This is a genomic window from Desulfocurvus thunnarius (genome assembly GCF_055390965.1).
Genome location: NZ_AP042411.1, coordinates 1,317,122 through 1,333,536, shown reverse-complemented (window position 1 = coordinate 1,333,536; position 16,415 = coordinate 1,317,122). Strand labels below are relative to the sequence as shown.

Below are 16,415 nucleotides of genomic sequence, written 5' to 3'. Positions count from 1 at the left end.
TGCGGGGCGGGCGCGCCCGGCGGGGTTGGGGTTCGGGCCGCCGTGGGCCGGGGAGCCGTCAAGTCTGCTGGCCGACGCCGAAAAAGTCCAGGACCAGTTTGCCCACGTCGCGCGGGCGCGCGGGCGCCGGGCCCGGGCCGGGGGCGCTGTCGTAAAAGAAGGCGTCGTCCGCCGTGTGCACGCCGGTGCGCCCATGCTGGCCGAACACGGGGCGCCCGTCGAACTTGGCCGTCAGGCTGAAGCCGGGTTGCGGCTCGGCCAGCAGGTCCGGCGCGGCGTGGGCCATGGGCCCGGGGTAGAGGGATGCGCGGTCGTGTACGGCGCGGATCACCGGGCGGCCCCGGTGGGTCAGGGCCAGCAGGCCTTCGCGGATGCGCGCGGCCAGGGCCGGGGCCTGGGCCGGGGTCACGCCCCCGGCGGCGAAGCGCTCGCGGGTGTGCAGATAGATGCGCCCGGGGTCCAGGGCCAGGGCCTGGGAGTCCGAAGCCAGGGCCGTGGCGTCGTTTTCGTGGGCCTGGGTGCCCGTGAGGCGCGCGAGGCCCTGCTCCGCCAGCCAGGAGTTCAGGTCCACCTCGGTTTCCAGGCGCGTGAAGCCGTGGTCCGCCAGGACGAGCAGCCGCCAGGGCCGGGGCAGGGCCTCGAAGCGGTCCAGGAAGTCGCCCAGGGCGGCGTCCCAGCGGCGCAGCAGGGCCATGGCTCCGGCGTGGCGCGGGTGGGCCGGATCGTCCACGGCGTCGTAAAGGAAATGGAACAGGCGGTCGGTTTCCGTGAGCACGAAGACGAAGAGGTCCCAGGCCAGGTCGGGCCAGAGCAGGGCCAGGGCCGCGCGGCGCGAGTCCAGGGTGGCGTCCAGGTCGGCCAGCAGGAAGTCGTGGTCCGCGCCGCCACGCACGGTATCGGCCTCCAGGCGGTAGCCCATGGCGGCCAGGGGGGCGGCCAGAAAGGGCGGAAAGACCGCGCCGCGCAGCTCCGGGGCCACGAATCCGGCCACGAGCATGCCCTTGAGAGGCTGGGCCGGGTAGGTGCCGGGCAGGTTGAGCACGCGGCTGGTCAGCCCCCGGGCGCCCAGGCGCTGGAAGATGGTCGGCGCGGCCACGCAGGTGGCGTCGGTCAGCGCCGTGGCGTAGGTGGCGGGGTCCAGCCGGGTGAAGCCGAAGACGCCGTGCTCCTCGGGCCCGGCGGCGGTGAAGAAGCTCGTCCAGTTCACCGGGGACAGCTCGGGCAGCTCGGCGCGCAGGGCGTGGGCGCCGGGCAGCAGCCGGGCCAGGTTCGGGGCCGCGCCCCGGGCGGCCAGCCGCCGGGCCAGGGCCAGGGGCAGCCCGTCCAGGCCCAGCACGGCCAAGCGGGGGCGGGGAGCGGTATGCATGGCCGGGAGGTATCGCCTGCGGCGGGTGCGGTCAAGCCGGAGGCGGCGACGAGAGCGGGGTGGACGCAGGGGAGAGCGGCGGAGTGGGCCGGGGCGGACGCGGAGCCGGGAGCGCGAAACGGAAGGCGGGCGCCCGGGCGCAACGCCACCGCCCCGGAGCCGGAGGGGGGCAGGCATTGCGTCGGGCTGGCGGCTTCGGCGCGCACGGCGCCCTGTGGCGCTTCGGGGCGGGCTGCTTTCGCCGCAGGCGGCCCGCCGGAGTCGGCGGCTCAGGCGTCCTGCGTTCCGGGGGCCGGAGGGGCCGCTGCAGCCGCCTGGGCCCGGGGGGCGGAGGGCCCGGCGCTGTCCGCTGGTTCGGGTGTCGCGGGTGCCCCGGTGCCGGAGGTCTTGGGAGCTCCGGGGGTGCCCGGCATTTCGCCGCCCCGGGCGTGGCGCAGCAGGTCGCGGCCCAGGAAGCGCAGGCAGTGGAAGAAGGAGAAGAACTGCATGAGCTTGTGCAGGTGGAAGCGGCGGGTGGCACCCTGGTCGCGCAGTTCGCCCAGGCGGGCCTCGGCGGCTTCCAGGGCGGCTTCCAGGGCCTCGGGGCGCAGGGGGTTGCCCTGGCCGATGGCGCGCATGGCGTCCTGGGTGACCACGGCCAGGGAGCGCAGTTCGGGCTCCATGAGGATGTCGTAGCCCTGGCCCTGGGAGTCGTTGAGGGAGTGCAGCATGGTCCGCAGGTGGCGGACGCAGGAGTCCAGGGTGTCCACCTTGAGGCCCAGGGCGCGGGTGTCGTCGCGGTAGAGCAGGCGCTCGTGGCGCAGAACCTTGTGCAGCAGGCCCCGGTTGGCGGCCACCGAGGCGGCGTAGGCGTCCAGCAGCCCGGGGTCCAGGCCTGCCTGGCGGCGCAGGAAGGCGTCGAGGATGGCGCCGTACAGCTCGGCGCCCCGGGTGAACTGGCCGCGCAGGCGCTGTTGCAGCTCCTCGGCGGCGCGCTGGGGCCAGAGCAGCACGCTGGCCAGAAAGGCGCAGCCCACGCCGATGGCGATCTCCTGCACGCGCTCCAGGCCGAAGAGCAGGCGGTCCTGCTGGCCGAGGCTGGCCAGGAAGACGATGCAGGCCGTGATGGCGGCCATGCGGTAGCGCGGGTCGTAGCGCGTCATGTAGGCGCAAAACGCCACGGCCAGGAACAGGCCGAGGTAGGTCATGGCCGGGGTATGCGGGAAGGCCAGGATGGCCGCCACGCCGATGAGGGCGCCGATGGCCGTGCCCGAGAGGCGGTACCAGCACATTTGCAGCGAGTCGGCCACGGAAATCTGCATGACGATGACGGCGGACAGGGCCGCCCAGTAGCCGTATTGCAGGCCCATGGCCTGGGCCGCGCCATAGGCGGCCACTGCGGCCAGGCCGGTCTTGATGCCGTGGCGGATGTGGGCGGTGGTGGAATCGGGGTCGATGTGGGCCATGGGGCGTCTCCATGCGCCGCCGACCGGTCGGATGGACGGCGGGCGCCACCGGGAAGGCGGCGCCGGGCACGGCCCGGGGCGGCGCGATGCAAGGCAGTGCTCATGGCACCGTTTGCGCCCCAAGGCAAGCCCGGAGTGGGGGGCGGGTTGGCGCGGCATGGGGCCGGATGTCCGGAGTCCCGCGCCGTTTTGGCATATGGAGAGGCCGTTCCGGACGGCCGTCTTGTGAGATTGTGTCGGGCAAGCGGAATCAAAAGACCGTGCGGGGGGGGCCGCACCGCGAGGCTGCGCCGGGTGGCCGAGGAACGCGCCGGAGCATCCCTGCCGGATTCCCCACGCATTGACGCCCTCCCCCGCCCCAGGCTAATAAACCCCACCCTGCCCGGGTGGTGGAACTGGTAGACACAAGGGACTTAAAATCCCTGGGCCGCAAGGCTGTGCGGGTTCAAGTCCCGCTCCGGGTACCAAATAATTTCAATGAGTTAAGAAAGAGAGGCCCCGGCCTCTCTTTCTGCGTTTTGACCTTTTGCTCCAATTATGCTCCACTAAGGGCGAACCTGAAGCAAGGAGCTAGGTCATGGCCAGCATCCGCAAGCGCGGCCCCCGGCAATGGGAAGTCAGGATTCGCAAGAAGGGCTACCCGGTCCAAAGCAAGACCTTCGAAACGAAGGTCACGGCGGACGCCTGGGCGCGCATGGTCGAGTCCGAAATGGACAGGGGCATCTTCGTGTCCAGGGAGGAGGCAGAGAGCACTACTCTGAGGTCCGCTCTCGACCGATACATCAGAGAGTATGCCCCCCGCCTGTCCGACCCCAAGCGCGAAGAGAACAGGGCGCAGGCCATTCAGCGCCGAAGCCTTTCCAGCAAGGTCCTTGCTAACATCCGTGGCGGCGACTTGTCCGACTTCATCAAGGATCGCGAGGCCGAGGGCGTCTCCGGTAACACCATCCGCCTGGACCTTGCCCTCCTTTCCAAGCTGTTCGAGCTGGCTCGTACGGATTGGGGCATGGAGTCGTTAAGTAATCCTGTCCGCAACGTCAGTAAGCCGAAAACTTCCAAGGGGCGAACCCGCCGCCTGGAGGGCGATGAAGAGAAGCGGTTGCTGGAAGTATGCTCGGAGATGTTTCGGGAGGTCGTTCGTTTTGCCCTGGAGACAGCCATGCGCCGGACTGAGATCGCAAGCCTCATCTGGAGTAATGTTGATTTGAAGAGGCGGTTCGTTCATTTGCCGCAGACCAAAAACGGTGAGTCCAGGTCAGTGCCGTTATCCCCAGAAGCATTGACTATCCTTTTAGGTATTCCAAGGAAAATCAAAGGGTCTGTGTTTGGTTTAACTCCAGAACAAATAACTACTTCAATGGTTCAAGCAAGGAGAGCTGCTAGAATCAATGATTTACGATTTCATGATCTACGGCATGAGGCAACAAGCCGATTTTTTGAGAGTACCGATCTAGACGTTATGGAGATAAAGGCAATTACTGGGCATAAAAGTATGCAAATGTTGGCAAGATACAGTCATTTAAGAGCGGATAGGCTTGCCGCACGATTGGCAGGCAAGAGGCGAGGCCTAAATAATATATAGGCCTAGCTTCCTGTTTGAATAGGCACAGTAATCTCTAATAAATCAAACCAGGATTTAGTCGGCGTCTTTAATGCTTTGAAGTTTAGTGGATGTAAATGGAGTGTTCATCTTTTTCTTCTATGTAGTGCCAGTCGTTAAGAAGGCCTTTTTGTAGGTCTTTTGCAATAGAGAGCAGAATGGATTTTGAGTAGTCCGTGGATGATATTTTGAAAACAGCTGGATTCTTTGAGGGGATATAAGAAGTAATTTTGAATGATCTATTGGTTGTTGTGTTGATAATGTATATAAAATAAAAGTCGAACTCGCGGAGCTCGGTGTCTTGTCCGTCTCGGAAGAGTAGCCTGAATTTGGAGAACTGTTTGTAGAAAGATGTTATAAGCTGGGTTGAGTCCGTGCGCGGGACTTTATTGAAAGTAAATTCAACTGAAATATTCTCTTTGTCATAATTTAAAAGCATAAAATTCGTGGATGGAATTTTACTATTTCTATATAAGTCTGACCAACGTTTTCTCCCCCATTCCTGGAGCTCGTCTGCTACAATAAGGAGAAGCGGAAATGTAGTAGATTGCATGTGATAAATGTCTTTGCAAGTGTGAGATGATATACTGCGCAGTATATCTCTCTTAATGTAGTAGTGGTGAGCTTCTTTGTGGTCAAAAATGTAATCGTCATGCAAGCTGAAGTCGGATTCAAGGAAATATAAAAGAGATTTGTATATGATTATGGAGCTTATAATTCCATGTTTGTAGGATTCAAGTGATTTAGAGTACTTCATGAAGTATTTAGATTGAAGTCTGGCAATGTATGTCGCGTGTTTTGTTTCGCAGGGACGCATCTTAGAGCTTAAGAGCTTAAGGATGAAATTATTTTGAGCGTCTTGTGTCCCAGAAAAATTTACATTGTGCGATATATTTGGCTGTGAAACTAGATGCCTCATCATTTTTTCGGTCTTGTGGATAATATTCTGGGACTTTTCAAGGGGATACCCAAGGTCATGGCATAAAGCAGCGATTGTCCAGATGCTTATTACTTCAAAAAAATTTAATGTAAATCCAGAATTAACACCCTCAAAATGAAAGTGCTGGAATAGAGGTTCAGAGCGGGTCTCGCTGATGAGGATGTTGATTCCGATAAGCCATGTTCTGAATAGATGAATAACATGATCTCTGTAAAAGCGGTTGCTTCCATATAGAAGTGCTTCAAAGTCTGCAAATTCCTCGTAATAGTCTTTTAGCTCGGAAAGTCCATATGCTTGGGGGTTGGTGCCTGAATTTTTAAAATATGGTTCGCGGGAATCAAAGAATCTAAGACATTTAATTGATTTATCCATAAGAATATACCAAATATCTTTAAGATCGGAAATGTTCCTATAAAGATCATTGGTTCCCTTGGAGAGCAACTCAGATAATTTTGCAATACAGTTGCTATCCAGGGGGTGCTCGAATTGAATTTCAATAAGACGATTGTGGCAATCTGTGTATATTTTCGAGTCAGATATCGATTTTGCTTCTATTTGAGATATAGCTGCAGCACGTTCTATAATGTTGTTGATCAATGTGTTGTCTTTAGAGGAGATTTCCATCTTAGTTGCCTTCGTTGTTAGTGGCTATGCAAAGAGGGTCCGGTTGCCCATAATATTTCCCATTAAATAAGACCTTTTGAGCTAGGCAACCGCCATGACATACATCGAAATGTGAGCATTTACCGCAAGATGACTTGCTAATATTTGCGGCGTAGCGCCTGATTTCATTTAAGTAGAGAGATTTGGTCCAGCACTCTTCTAAGCTATGAATTGAAAGGTTCGAATATTCATCGGGACCGACAATCTTGTCGGCTTGAATTTGTTTAAATGCATCACAGGGGTAAATACTCAGGTCGGGACCAATGACTACTCGGGTGATTCCCGAATTGCATGTTGGCTGTTTGTTTAGGAAGAGAAAGTTCATTGGCGAGCCTGTTCTGACTAGATGTCCTTCCTTGCGTAGCTCTAATATTGATTTCTTAAGTTCAAGATACATATCTTTATTTAAGTTTAAATCGTTTATTGCTCCGCGTCCTTGTGGTACGAATCTCAAGACACTTACTTTATTTACGCCGAGAGTATTTGCATAAATAACAAGATTTCGAAGGTCGCCATAGTTGTTCTTCAATGGGACGAAGTGGATTTCTGTTTTAATACTAGATGAGGAGAGTAGTTTGATATTATGACTTGTTTTTATAAAGCTAGCCGAACATTTTGTGATTTGATTATGTCTGTTCTCTCGGTTTGAAAAAAGACTAATTGCTATCTCTACGGATGATTGCTTGAATAGCTCAATTTTTGTTGAAAAATCACACGTTCCGTTAGAGTAAATTTTAGTATGAATATTATTTCTGTGACATAATTTTACGAGGCTATCGAGATACGAAATCAACATCGGCTCACCGCCAGATATCGATATAGTTTCGACGCCCATATTAGAGGCAGAATTAATTATCCTTTCGACTTGGTCATATGGTATCGTATTAGATTTGAGCGCTCCTCCTTCACTTGAACAGTGAACGCACTCTAGATTGCAATTATAAGAAAGCTCAAGTTTAATTTCTCTTAGCTTGTAGTGGCTATTTGACGATTTCATGAATCCCCCATTTAGGTGGGTACGCAAAATGGGTAAGCGGCTGAGCGTGTTGTACGTATTTTTGTTTTATTCTGGTGCGCTTTGTATTTGATACGAACTCAGGATGAGCGATTCTTGAGTACTTATCTACCTCGCAGAAAATATTTTGACAATCAATTAGGGTAGGCATTCTTTTCCCTATGGAGCGAAAAGTAAGGCCGAGCCGATCAAATTCGAATTGCTGCCTTTTTTGCATGAAATCAATGATTTCTTCATCAGACAGCCCACCGCGCGAAGCAAAGCATTTCGAAATTCCGCTTTTTGCTCCTGGTCCGGCCACTACGAAATCATTTTCACTAAAATTTATCAGCTCACTATAATTTAAATCAATGGCATACTGATATGCTAAAAAAGGTCCAATTGTTGGATATTTTAGTAATGTCAGATATACATCTTTTAGTGTTTTTGATTTTTGGATTGTTTGATAGGCCTTATCATCAATCATTTTTTCTATTAATAGTAGATGATTCGTATGTTTTCTTTCGCTTTTAAATATGCTGCTTCCCGAGGGCATGATGTAGGCAGCTGAATAGATGCGGTCGCCGCATGATAATTTTGAATTTAAATTGTTATTAATGACAGAAAAATTATTAGAGTGATATTTAATTTCGCCAAGTACGCGCTCTATATGTTGCCATGTTTCAATTTTATTAAAAATTTTAAATAATATAATCCTATAGAAAGTATCCTTCGGACTGTAATCACCCGAATAAATGACATTATTGATTAAGTATTGGCTGACACGGTCGGACGCGCGATATACATTCGTGAATTTAAATGTATTTAATATGTAGTCTGAAGATTTAAGGCCGCTCTTGTTTATTTTTTGATAGAAAAGTTCTTGCCTTTTGCAAGCAAACTCCCAATATGTGTCATACACTATTGATGGGCATAGTGGCGCTAACGATTTGTAATAATCAAAGTCGCTGGTTCTTCTAGTGTTTTGTGTCTTGAGGATTGGAGTCTGCTGATTAGTGCTACGTTTCATATTCTGCAAGGAGTGAGTTTATGATTCGGGGTGAAGTGTTCAGTCGTTCGACCCCCACGTAGCACATTAAACTTTCCACGGGTAGCCCTAGTTCTTTTCTTAAAAATTTTGCCAGGTTACACAGCCCTAAGAAATTTCCGTACCCTCTTTCAAAAATGAATTGCGTTGCGTAGAAGGCTATTAAGGTAATCCTCTTTTGGACGCATGATACGACTAAATGCTGCAAGCAGGGGAACCCCCGCATTCGCACGTTTTTTTGATCACGGATGGGATCCCAAATAGAAACTTGATAGGCGCTGCGCCTTAAATTACCCGTGCTGTAGAAATTGATAATATTTTCTATCTGGTTGAAGCCCTGTTGGTCGTAATTGATCATTCTTTCGAAGTAGAGGCCGTATTTATTCGCTGGGCATTTTTTAAGTTGGGGATAAATTTTATTGTATCTTTCATATAATACGTTTCTCTCTAGAGTAGGATTCCAAAGATTTAATGGAAAAATTGTATTCGCAACTGTCTTGATAGGTTGCATTCCGTTGTTTACCAAAGTGTTGTCAATTATTTGTCGGATATTATCATCTTCCGATATGTTGCCTTCGTCGTCGAAGCCAGTGAGCTTTATCGACAGCCCATGAATTTCTTTTGTAGAGCGTTCATTGGCAAACAATTTGTATAAGTCTATCATTAAGCTGGAAAGATTGTTGCTCTCAAACTCAGTTTTCATGATCAGACCTCGCTTAAATATCTGTACTTAGCTCTGCCGGTATACTTAGCTCTCTTTATTCTTATAATGACTTGGTTGCCATCGCTTTGCGTGTTGATTGCGTGGGTCCCGGGCGCTACGGCTTGAAATAACGAACGATTATTTGTTGAGGTTAGAATTGAACAATCTTGAATAGTGTTGCCTACTGAATAAATATAGTCGCCAACGGACAAATCTAAAGGTCTTTTCTTCCATTGACTGTTGTATACAATTAATTCGGTTGTTATTTTTTGCCCTGCAATTTCACTTTTAATAGAAGCCGGAGATATTTTTTTTAAACGTTGTAATTTGCTACCATCTAACATTCTAAAATTGTAAGCCATCTGGTTTAGTAATGTTGTATATCCAACACCAAGCCAATTTGCAATTTCATAAATTTCAATTGGGTTAGGTTTAGTGTCGCTGTAGCCGCGTTGGATAAAACCAGAGCGCACAGTTGTTTCAGGCATCAGTAAATAATGCGCAAAAGTATCGGCAAGAGCTTCTTCAGTTCTCGACGTGCGTTTATTAATGTTCTCGACTAATTCGTCAAAGTGGTCACCATGATTGAATACATAATGGGCAATCTCATGGGCACAAGTAAAACGAGTCCTTCCATCTGGTCTGTGTGCCGACAATAATATAACTTTAGAATCTTTTAAAAGTGCTCCTTCCATTGATTTCATGTCGACATACTTAACTTCAAGATCAAGGGAAGATGCAAGGTCGACCACGCAAAAGGATTGGTCGAGCTCTATACCAGCTCTTGCGCGTATCTTTAACGCTTTGCTCGCAGCTATGCGAAGTTGATCTTGGGTGAACATTATTTCTTTTTCATTGATGATAAGAGATTAAAGAGCTTGTTGATATCTGATTCGTCCATCTTGCTTAATTCGCGTGCTGCAAGTTGCATCTTATTTGATGTAAGGGCGTTGGCATGGTCTTCACCTTTGAGTATCCAATTGACGTCAACATCATAAATATCAGAGAATATTTTAAGTTCAGGGCTTGTGACATTTCTTCTTCCTGCTTCAATTTCTGTAATGGCAGGCCTCTTGAGCCCAACGATTTGTGCAGCCTGTGCCTGAGACAAGCCGGAAAACTCCCTGGCAAGCTTGAGTCTTTCGGCGATCTCTTTCTTTATCTCTTCAGGCTTCGGCATTATCCGGTGCTCCTTATTGAATGGCAAATGTTTTTTGCTATTGCGCTTATTGATAGAGAATATTGAGTCATGCCTTTTTTGAGTCCTTTTCTCCCTTTGTCTGTGAAGAATAGGCTGACATCCAGGTCCACTTCTCTTCCTAATTTCTTTTCAATCTTGACCTCAAGTGACATGAGAACTTCTATTGCCGTAAGGCTATCAAAGCGACTCAATCCGCCAATAGGAAGGGTTGCGCTGCTTAGTGACGGATTTGGTATACCGTTAAGTTTCTGGACGTTGGCGATTTCTTTAACTAGCAGTAATTCTATAGTTTTTTCCGTCATCCGCCCCCTCCTTGTTTTGCTTATGTATTAAAATCTTACTTGAGGTAAGATATTCTGTCAATAGGGTGGCGATTCTTTTTTTGCGTGGTTCAAATTGAATTAAAATAATAATCACTGAGAGTTGTGACGTTCTGTCGTTTTGCAAAGAGATAAATGAGATCCAGCGTTGTCAAGGTCGTTGCGATAACTTGTACCATGACCTGAATGGTTGGTTCTGTATGCTGGGGGGCTGTAGCCGTTGGGGAGATAGGCTTTGATGTGTAACGTGTTTGCGTGTGCAAAAAAAAGGTTCATCGCGGAATTCCGGGAAACGCGGCCCTGATCTTGAGGAAGAAGTATTCGTCATCCCGAAAGCCGTAGGCCATGCGTTTGATGACCTTGATCTTGTTGTTGATTCCCTCCAGCAGGCTGGTGTGCAGGCGGTGGCGACAGTGGGACAGGATGCCTTGCAGATAGGGGCGCAGGCGGCGGGCGAAGCGCCGCAGGGGTTCGATGCCGCTGCGCATGGCCCGGCGATACCAACCCCGCCAGAAGCGTAGCGCCGCCTTGGGGTAGCGGTACCGCCAGAGCTGCTTCAGATCCTCCTTGAGCACATAGACCACCATCAGGTTGCGGTTGGCCGCCAGCAGGTCGGAGAGCCGGATGCGGTCCTCCTGGCGCTTGATGTTGTCCTTGTTCCTCAGGAGCAGCCAGCGCGAGCCCTTGATCACCTTGCGCGCCGCATCGTCCCCGGGCACGCGCCTAGCCTCGTCCCGCCGCACCGTATCCACGACCTCCCGGCCATATTTGGCCACCACGTGGAAGAGGTCGTAGACGATCCGGGCGTTAGGGCAACGGGCCTTCACCTCGGCTTCGTAGGCCCCGTTCATGTCCATGGCCACGGCCCTCAGCCGCTCGCAGCCCACCTTGCCCAACAGCTCGAAGAACGGCCTGATGCTCTCCCGGCCCCGCCCGCGACCGACCCACAGCACCCGCCTGGTGTTCGGCTCCACGATAACCGTGGCGTAGCGTTGCCCTTTCTGGATGGCGAATTCGTCCATGGCGATGGCCTCAACGCCCCTGAGGTCCACCGGACCCAGCGTCTCGGCCAGGTAGCGCTTGTCGAGGGACTTCACGGTCCACCAGCCCAAGTCGAAGAACTCCGCCACGTGCTTGATGGAGGCCACATGGCACAGTCTGCCCACGCTCTCGGCCAGCCGCCGGGTGGCCCTGGCAAGCGGCCAAGCCAGGGCAACTCTTCCAGCTTGGGGCCGCACTTGGGGCACCTCACACGCCGTCGCCAGACCAACAGCCATGTCCGGGCGTCCAGGATCGGCAAATCACGAATCCAGCGCTCCACGAAATCGTGGACCTTGCTTACCGGCCTGCCGCATCCGCTGCATCGCATGTGTCGCCGCCGACGCGGCAACAGTTCGATCCAGACCTCGGCGGAAACGCCTTTCTCCCCGCGCTCAAAGCGCTGAATCGTCCCGATGCGGTACCCTTCCCAACAGCCCAGAAGCCGGGTAATCTCGTCCTTGGACAACGGTAACCTCCTTTTCGCTCTCGGTTGGCCTCGTAACCATCGAGATACCGAAGGGTTACCGTTGTCTCAACTCATCTTTCCCTTCCCGGAATTCTGCGATGAACCAAAAAGAGGGGGGTGGGAAGCAACTATATTGTGTGTGCGTCTTTGAAAGTATGCAGAGCTTATCTTAACAGGAATGAAGATTTCAGGAATTTGCCGGTAGTAAGTAGGGATGTGTGATAGCTTGGGGGGTTAAGGGCTTCTTTCCTCAATCTCTTCTTCTATGCTTTCAAGCTCATCTTGAAGCCACTCGGCGGCTTCTCTTAGGATGGGGACGCCATCGGCGCCATCATCCATTGTTAGTTGCCAATGTGTATACTCATCGTATTCGCCATGAGAAATATATGTCGCAGTTGGCAAGCCTGCTCCTTCTTTGAGGAGTGTATTTCGTGTTGAATCAATAAACTCGGTAAACCATGTTCCACCGTCTTTTTTTTCTCGCCATTCATCCCAGTGCTCTTTTATTACTTTGCGTGCGACAGCGCTAACTTTCGAGTCGACCTTTTCTAGGATGTGGCCGACACTACGCAGTTCAGTTACAGCGGTTATCCAGGAGGATTTCCATCTCCCGGCTCCACATTCAAGGTCGTTGATGGCCTCAAAGGCATTGTCGAGTGCATCTTGTGCTTTTAGCATATAGGTTTCCTATCTTAAGTCGTTAATTTCAGCAACTAGATGGTTTCGAGTTGTGTTTTGGTATTCATTTCCGGAAGGGGTTTTTCGGAGATAGTTCCGAGTTTTTGAACTCAATAAATCGGGAGGAGGGGGGGGCTAGCGCGTTATCGTTTTGCTATTAGTTTTATGCAGTTGAAATAGGTTTCGTTGCTCTACATTCTGCTGTTTATTGGCAATGGCCAACAATTTGTTCGAGAGTCTTAGTCTCTTGATGTGCAAATCCGTCAAATATTCAATTCTTTGCATGTTTGTTAGCTCACTTTTTACGTTTTGATTCGCATTAATGATTCCTTTCTCGTTTAAGCGTTCGAATGCTGAGCACGCGTTTGAATGACTAGCAGTTTTCTCAATTAGGTTGTATATACTGTCAGTGTATATAGACAGTTCATCCTTGTGGCGGCTGGAGCCTACATAGAACTCGTTCATTGAAAGGAGAGGGTTTTTTGTAATAGCATTGTAAATGCATTTCTGTGTGGTCTTTCCCTGACTCTTGTATGAGCTTATCGCGTAGGCATGTTCTATGCTTTTATACTTGCCTATATCTATGTATTTAGTCTGGCCGTTTTTGTGTAAATTTACAGTTATTTGATTAGATTTAATGCTTATTTTTGTGATTGTTCCAACGTTTCCATTTTCAATGCCGATTGAGTAATCGTTTTTTGTGAAAATTATGTTATCGCCAATTGTTAAGGCTATTGTCGCTGTGCTTTTAGTTTTACACTCTTTCGGTAATATAATTTCATTATGACTGTATATCAATCCATTGTGTATAAGCTCTCTCCGGATTGTTGCGTTCAAGTTGGATTTATCTTTGTTGAGCGATGTTATAACTAGCGGATAAACTCCTCTTTTCCAATCTGCAACAACTTCTTTGGCTATTGCTTGATGCCGCTCTTCTTTCGTTTTGTATTCTTTGACCGTCCCTTGCCTCTGAAAAATGTTAATAATCTTCTCAATCCCTTGGTTTGATGCGATTGCCTTGACGGCTTCCAAGTGTGTTGAGTCACGTTGCCTTCGTATCTCTTTCAAATATTGTACATTTGCTAAATTATGGCGCATGGCAAGACTCATCGGTGCGCCTGCTCCAACGGCTGTAAGCTGCTTAGTGTCACCGACGAGGCAAAGTTTTGCTCCAAGTTCCTCGGCTATGGAGCTAAGCTGGTTCATTTTGCGGCTACCAACCATCGCAGCTTCATCTATCACGATGAGGCCGTCTTGGATGGCTCTTGCTGTTTTGTTTGGACATTTTTCGTGGTCCTTCAAGAACTTGTCGATACTGCTGCTCGAAATGCCTGTTTCGCTCTCAAGGTTTGCGGCCGCCACAGCTTGAAGCGCTAAGCCGATTATCCTGTCCCTGCCGTATATCGATGCTACCGCGTCTAGCGCTGTGGTTTTGCCCGTGCCTGCATCTCCTTGCACGATGGATACGAGATCCTTGCTTCCGAGGATGTGTCGCACCATATCTGCTTGCTCGTCTTTGAGGGTGTACCCTCGGCTATTTTCCAGGCTTTTGTTGTAGGCAGCCAACCCTTGCTCAATTTCCGAAGCAGGCAAGGGCGGTTCATGGGCGCCCCTGTTTTCTTGGAGCCTCTTCACGAAATCCCTCTCTGCCTCCACAAGATCGATAGTAGTCATTTCGTGGTTGAGCCAGGTGGAGTCTGTTTGGTCTGGGAGGGAGATCACTTGTTCGTTTGGGGCTTCTGCCTTGAAAAGCCTTTCCACCTCTCTGGGTGAAATGCCTTGCCCTTGTCCGCGGGCCTTTCGGATGGCTCTGCCGTACACTGATTTGGCAGTGAAAATACCATCGAGTTCTGATGCTTCTTGAATGGACTCCCTGACGAATTGTGCCTTGTCTTGGGGCTCAAATGATTTTCGTGCTTGAATGCCTTTGTCGGCCTTGATCCCCTCAAAATCAAGGCCGACTTCTTTGGAGCGGTTTTGCCACTCGCTGAGCAGTGCCTCTTGGCTAACGGTTTCTTTTCTTCGGCGGGTTGCGAAGCAGGCCTTTTGCCGTTCGTCATCGGATGCGGCCTCGTAGGTCAGGCCCTGGGCTTTGAGGGTCTGCTCAATGTCTGCCTTCCGGGAGGAGAAGGATTTGATTTGGTCATCATCAATGCCTTCAAGCTCGAAGGACTTCCCCTTTTCGCGGACGGTGTAACCGCGTTGGGTGAGGGCATTGATGAGGGCGGAGTCGTACACTTGGCCGAGGTGCTTTTGATTGCGGTAGATCGCGTGGTAGTTGAGGTTGGTGATACCCTCTGCTGCCTCTGCGGTGCACGCGTTGGCAATCAGGCAGTGGCTATGAAGATTTGGGTCTTGATTCCTGTTCGTCGAGTGTTCGAAGCAGGCCACAACCAGGCCCCTCGCTGGGACGCTCTTCACTGAATCCCTGTCCCTGATCCTGGTTGTGACCATGCCGCAGTGCTCGATGTAGTCTATGGTGTCCTGGACGGCCTGGCGGTGCGCTTCGAGGGCGTCCCTGCTTTGAGCCGTGTCGCCCAGGGCATAGAGCAGGGACACCGACTTAGGCGGGGAAAGGGTGAGGTCTTTGGCCTTCCTGTGGTGGCCGTTTGCCCCTTCGTTAAGGGCCTCGAAGCGTTCAGCGGTGAAGCCTTCGCTTAGCCCGTGCTGCTCAACGCCAGTGCCTAGAAGCTGAACATCAGAATCCGAGCTTTGGTAGTAATCATCCTTGCCCTGGGAGTAGTAATCGCTGATGCCGCCCTTAGCGAGGTTCTTAAGCCGTGCGATGCCCATGGCTAGAAACTCGGCTTCTTGGGGGTGCTGGACGGCCCTATAGGCTTGGTGCTGGCTTTCTTGGCAAAGTACTCTTCAGGTGAAATCCCAAGCCGCCTGAGCACCTGTTGTTCTTCCTTGGCCATGTACTTGACCACGGTTTTGATGGGGCCTTGTTCCTGTCGGTAGATTTTCAATTCCTGCTCTTGTTTCGCCACCTGGTTGGTCGATGCGGCCAGGCTGTCCCTCAGGGTGCGGATTTCCTCCTTGTAGGGAGCCGCTGGGTCGCCAAAGCTCGCACGTGCCTGCTCGTAGAGCTGGTAAGCGTATTCTCGCCCAATGAATTTGCTGAGCGCAAAGGCAGTGGTGAGAAGAATGATCAGGAAGAAGACTGCGCCGCTAACAAGGATGATCTGGGCCTCCAATGTGATATCGGAGGGGTATGCTTCAGGGACCCTGGGGCTGAACGCCTCGGAGGCATACGTTTTGTAGTCGTGGTCCAAGATGGAGCTCAAAGAGTGTCGGTCGAGGACGAACCAGGCCGCATTAGGCGTCTCCGCGGAAGAGCGAAAGGCGCTGGAATTGAGGTAGATCGTTTGCACTTGCTTGCCAGATAAGACTTCGTATGCCTCTCGGCCAGAAACTCCGAGTGCGCTCATGAGGCTCAGGGTGAGAGTGAGTGCAAGGATCAGGGAAAGCGCCGCAATGAGGCAGTGGATTCGGGGCATGTTGGGATGATGCATCATTTTAGCTCCTTGAGAATTTGTTGATAGGTGTCTTCGGTTGCCTGCTTGAGTTCTTCGAGTTCAATTTCTGCGCTGTCGGGCTGGAGTAGTTCGACCAACGCCCGGCCCGAGTAGTTCCGAGTGAAGAGCAGGCTTTTCAGGATGAATTTCATCAGGGCGACTTGCTGCTCTCCGTTTTCAAGCAAGTGGTTGACGGCAAATGGCAGCGCAGCGGGCATGTCTACGCTCATATCCCTTGGGGCAAACGCCTGGGCTATGGCAGCCCGTAATATGGAGGACTCCGAGCGTCCTTCTTCATGGGCGCGGACTTCAATCTCTTTGGCGAGCTGGCTTGAGATGAAGACTTGTTTCCTCAGCACGTGGTTAGGACCTCCTACTCGTTACGATTCGCCGGGAAGCCTTGTCTGGCGCGGGCCTACTCTTTGGCGAGTC

14 protein-coding genes, 1 tRNA gene and 1 pseudogene are annotated in these 16,415 nt (G+C 51.8%); 2 read left to right on the top strand and 14 right to left on the bottom strand.

The window, feature by feature from the left end; all coding sequences use genetic code 11:
- Window positions 1–58: 58 nt before the first annotated feature.
- Both ACZ5KV_RS05765 and ACZ5KV_RS05760 read right to left on the bottom strand, forming a co-directional pair.
- Window positions 59–1,366, bottom strand: coding sequence for an alkaline phosphatase family protein (locus tag ACZ5KV_RS05765; protein ID WP_464241393.1), 1,308 nt, complete (start codon window positions 1,364–1,366; stop codon window positions 59–61).
- Window positions 1,367–1,635: 269 nt separating this feature from the next.
- A complete protein-coding gene (locus ACZ5KV_RS05760) occupies window positions 1,636–2,811 on the bottom strand; it encodes an FUSC family protein (RefSeq protein ID WP_464241392.1) in 1,176 nt (391 codons plus the stop codon).
- A gap of 380 nt (window positions 2,812–3,191) precedes the next feature.
- Between ACZ5KV_RS05760 and ACZ5KV_RS05755 the strand changes: the two genes are divergently transcribed.
- A tRNA-Leu gene (locus ACZ5KV_RS05755) sits at window positions 3,192–3,278 on the top strand.
- Window positions 3,279–3,388: 110 nt separating this feature from the next.
- Complete coding sequence (locus tag ACZ5KV_RS05750) at window positions 3,389–4,393, top strand: tyrosine-type recombinase/integrase (RefSeq protein WP_464241391.1); 1,005 nt, start codon at window positions 3,389–3,391, stop codon at window positions 4,391–4,393.
- A gap of 82 nt (window positions 4,394–4,475) precedes the next feature.
- Here the strand turns inward: ACZ5KV_RS05750 and ACZ5KV_RS05745 are convergent, their stop codons facing one another.
- From ACZ5KV_RS05745 to ACZ5KV_RS05690, 12 genes and pseudogenes are all read right to left on the bottom strand, one after another.
- On the bottom strand, window positions 4,476–5,975 hold the full coding sequence (locus ACZ5KV_RS05745; protein ID WP_464241390.1) for a hypothetical protein: 1,500 nt from the start codon (window positions 5,973–5,975) through the stop codon (window positions 4,476–4,478).
- 1 nt (window position 5,976) lies between these two features.
- The gene (locus tag ACZ5KV_RS05740) at window positions 5,977–7,011 is read right to left on the bottom strand and encodes a radical SAM protein (protein ID WP_464241389.1); all 1,035 of its coding nucleotides are present in this window, start codon (window positions 7,009–7,011) and stop codon (window positions 5,977–5,979) included.
- Window positions 6,995–8,038 (bottom strand): nucleotide kinase domain-containing protein, encoded by a 1,044-nt coding sequence (locus ACZ5KV_RS05735; protein WP_464241388.1) that lies wholly within the window; start codon window positions 8,036–8,038, stop codon window positions 6,995–6,997. The genes ACZ5KV_RS05740 and ACZ5KV_RS05735 overlap by 17 nt, the downstream gene beginning before the upstream one ends.
- Window positions 8,028–8,759: a thymidylate synthase family protein gene (locus ACZ5KV_RS05730; protein ID WP_464241387.1), complete on the bottom strand. Its 732-nt coding sequence runs from the start codon at window positions 8,757–8,759 to the stop codon at window positions 8,028–8,030. Before ACZ5KV_RS05730 ends, ACZ5KV_RS05735 begins: the two co-directional genes overlap by 11 nt.
- Window positions 8,760–8,761: 2 nt before the next feature.
- The gene (locus ACZ5KV_RS05725) at window positions 8,762–9,601 is read right to left on the bottom strand and encodes an ImmA/IrrE family metallo-endopeptidase (RefSeq protein WP_464241386.1); all 840 of its coding nucleotides are present in this window, start codon (window positions 9,599–9,601) and stop codon (window positions 8,762–8,764) included.
- The gene (locus ACZ5KV_RS05720; protein ID WP_464241385.1) at window positions 9,601–9,939 is read right to left on the bottom strand and encodes a helix-turn-helix domain-containing protein; all 339 of its coding nucleotides are present in this window, start codon (window positions 9,937–9,939) and stop codon (window positions 9,601–9,603) included. Before ACZ5KV_RS05720 ends, ACZ5KV_RS05725 begins: the two co-directional genes overlap by 1 nt.
- Window positions 9,939–10,262 carry a hypothetical protein gene (locus ACZ5KV_RS05715; RefSeq protein WP_464241384.1) on the bottom strand — a complete coding sequence of 108 codons (324 nt, stop codon included), beginning with the start codon at window positions 10,260–10,262 and terminating at the stop codon, window positions 9,939–9,941. The genes ACZ5KV_RS05720 and ACZ5KV_RS05715 overlap by 1 nt, the downstream gene beginning before the upstream one ends.
- 290 nt (window positions 10,263–10,552) lie before the next feature.
- A pseudogene (locus ACZ5KV_RS05710) lies at window positions 10,553–11,787 on the bottom strand (ISL3 family transposase).
- A gap of 234 nt (window positions 11,788–12,021) precedes the next feature.
- Window positions 12,022–12,465 (bottom strand): hypothetical protein, encoded by a 444-nt coding sequence (locus ACZ5KV_RS05705; protein ID WP_464241383.1) that lies wholly within the window; start codon window positions 12,463–12,465, stop codon window positions 12,022–12,024.
- A 135-nt stretch (window positions 12,466–12,600) separates the two neighbouring features.
- Entirely contained in the window at window positions 12,601–15,258 is a 2,658-nt protein-coding gene (mobF, locus tag ACZ5KV_RS05700; RefSeq protein WP_464241382.1) for a MobF family relaxase, read from the bottom strand.
- Window positions 15,259–15,260: 2 nt separating this feature from the next.
- Entirely contained in the window at window positions 15,261–15,983 is a 723-nt protein-coding gene (locus tag ACZ5KV_RS05695) for a hypothetical protein (RefSeq protein WP_464241381.1), read from the bottom strand.
- Window positions 15,980–16,342 carry a hypothetical protein gene (locus ACZ5KV_RS05690; RefSeq protein WP_464241380.1) on the bottom strand — a complete coding sequence of 121 codons (363 nt, stop codon included), beginning with the start codon at window positions 16,340–16,342 and terminating at the stop codon, window positions 15,980–15,982. Before ACZ5KV_RS05690 ends, ACZ5KV_RS05695 begins: the two co-directional genes overlap by 4 nt.
- Window positions 16,343–16,415 lie beyond the last annotated feature (73 nt).

Excerpts from the sequence above, each read along its gene's own strand:
- ACZ5KV_RS05765 (WP_464241393.1), bottom strand. The coding sequence starts at position 1,366 with ATGCATACCGCTCCCCGCCCCCGCTTGGCCGTGCTGGGCCTGGACGGG.
- ACZ5KV_RS05760 (WP_464241392.1), bottom strand. The coding sequence starts at position 2,811 with ATGGCCCACATCGACCCCGATTCCACCACCGCCCACATCCGCCACGGC.
- ACZ5KV_RS05750 (WP_464241391.1), top strand. The coding sequence starts at position 3,389 with ATGGCCAGCATCCGCAAGCGCGGCCCCCGGCAATGGGAAGTCAGGATT.
- ACZ5KV_RS05745 (WP_464241390.1), bottom strand. The coding sequence starts at position 5,975 with ATGGAAATCTCCTCTAAAGACAACACATTGATCAACAACATTATAGAA.
- ACZ5KV_RS05740 (WP_464241389.1), bottom strand. The coding sequence starts at position 7,011 with ATGAAATCGTCAAATAGCCACTACAAGCTAAGAGAAATTAAACTTGAG.
- ACZ5KV_RS05735 (WP_464241388.1), bottom strand. The coding sequence starts at position 8,038 with ATGAAACGTAGCACTAATCAGCAGACTCCAATCCTCAAGACACAAAAC.
- ACZ5KV_RS05730 (WP_464241387.1), bottom strand. The coding sequence starts at position 8,759 with ATGAAAACTGAGTTTGAGAGCAACAATCTTTCCAGCTTAATGATAGAC.
- ACZ5KV_RS05725 (WP_464241386.1), bottom strand. The coding sequence starts at position 9,601 with ATGTTCACCCAAGATCAACTTCGCATAGCTGCGAGCAAAGCGTTAAAG.
- ACZ5KV_RS05720 (WP_464241385.1), bottom strand. The coding sequence starts at position 9,939 with ATGCCGAAGCCTGAAGAGATAAAGAAAGAGATCGCCGAAAGACTCAAG.
- ACZ5KV_RS05715 (WP_464241384.1), bottom strand. The coding sequence starts at position 10,262 with ATGACGGAAAAAACTATAGAATTACTGCTAGTTAAAGAAATCGCCAAC.
- ACZ5KV_RS05705 (WP_464241383.1), bottom strand. The coding sequence starts at position 12,465 with ATGCTAAAAGCACAAGATGCACTCGACAATGCCTTTGAGGCCATCAAC.
- mobF (WP_464241382.1), bottom strand. The coding sequence starts at position 15,258 with ATGGGCATCGCACGGCTTAAGAACCTCGCTAAGGGCGGCATCAGCGAT.
- ACZ5KV_RS05695 (WP_464241381.1), bottom strand. The coding sequence starts at position 15,983 with ATGATGCATCATCCCAACATGCCCCGAATCCACTGCCTCATTGCGGCG.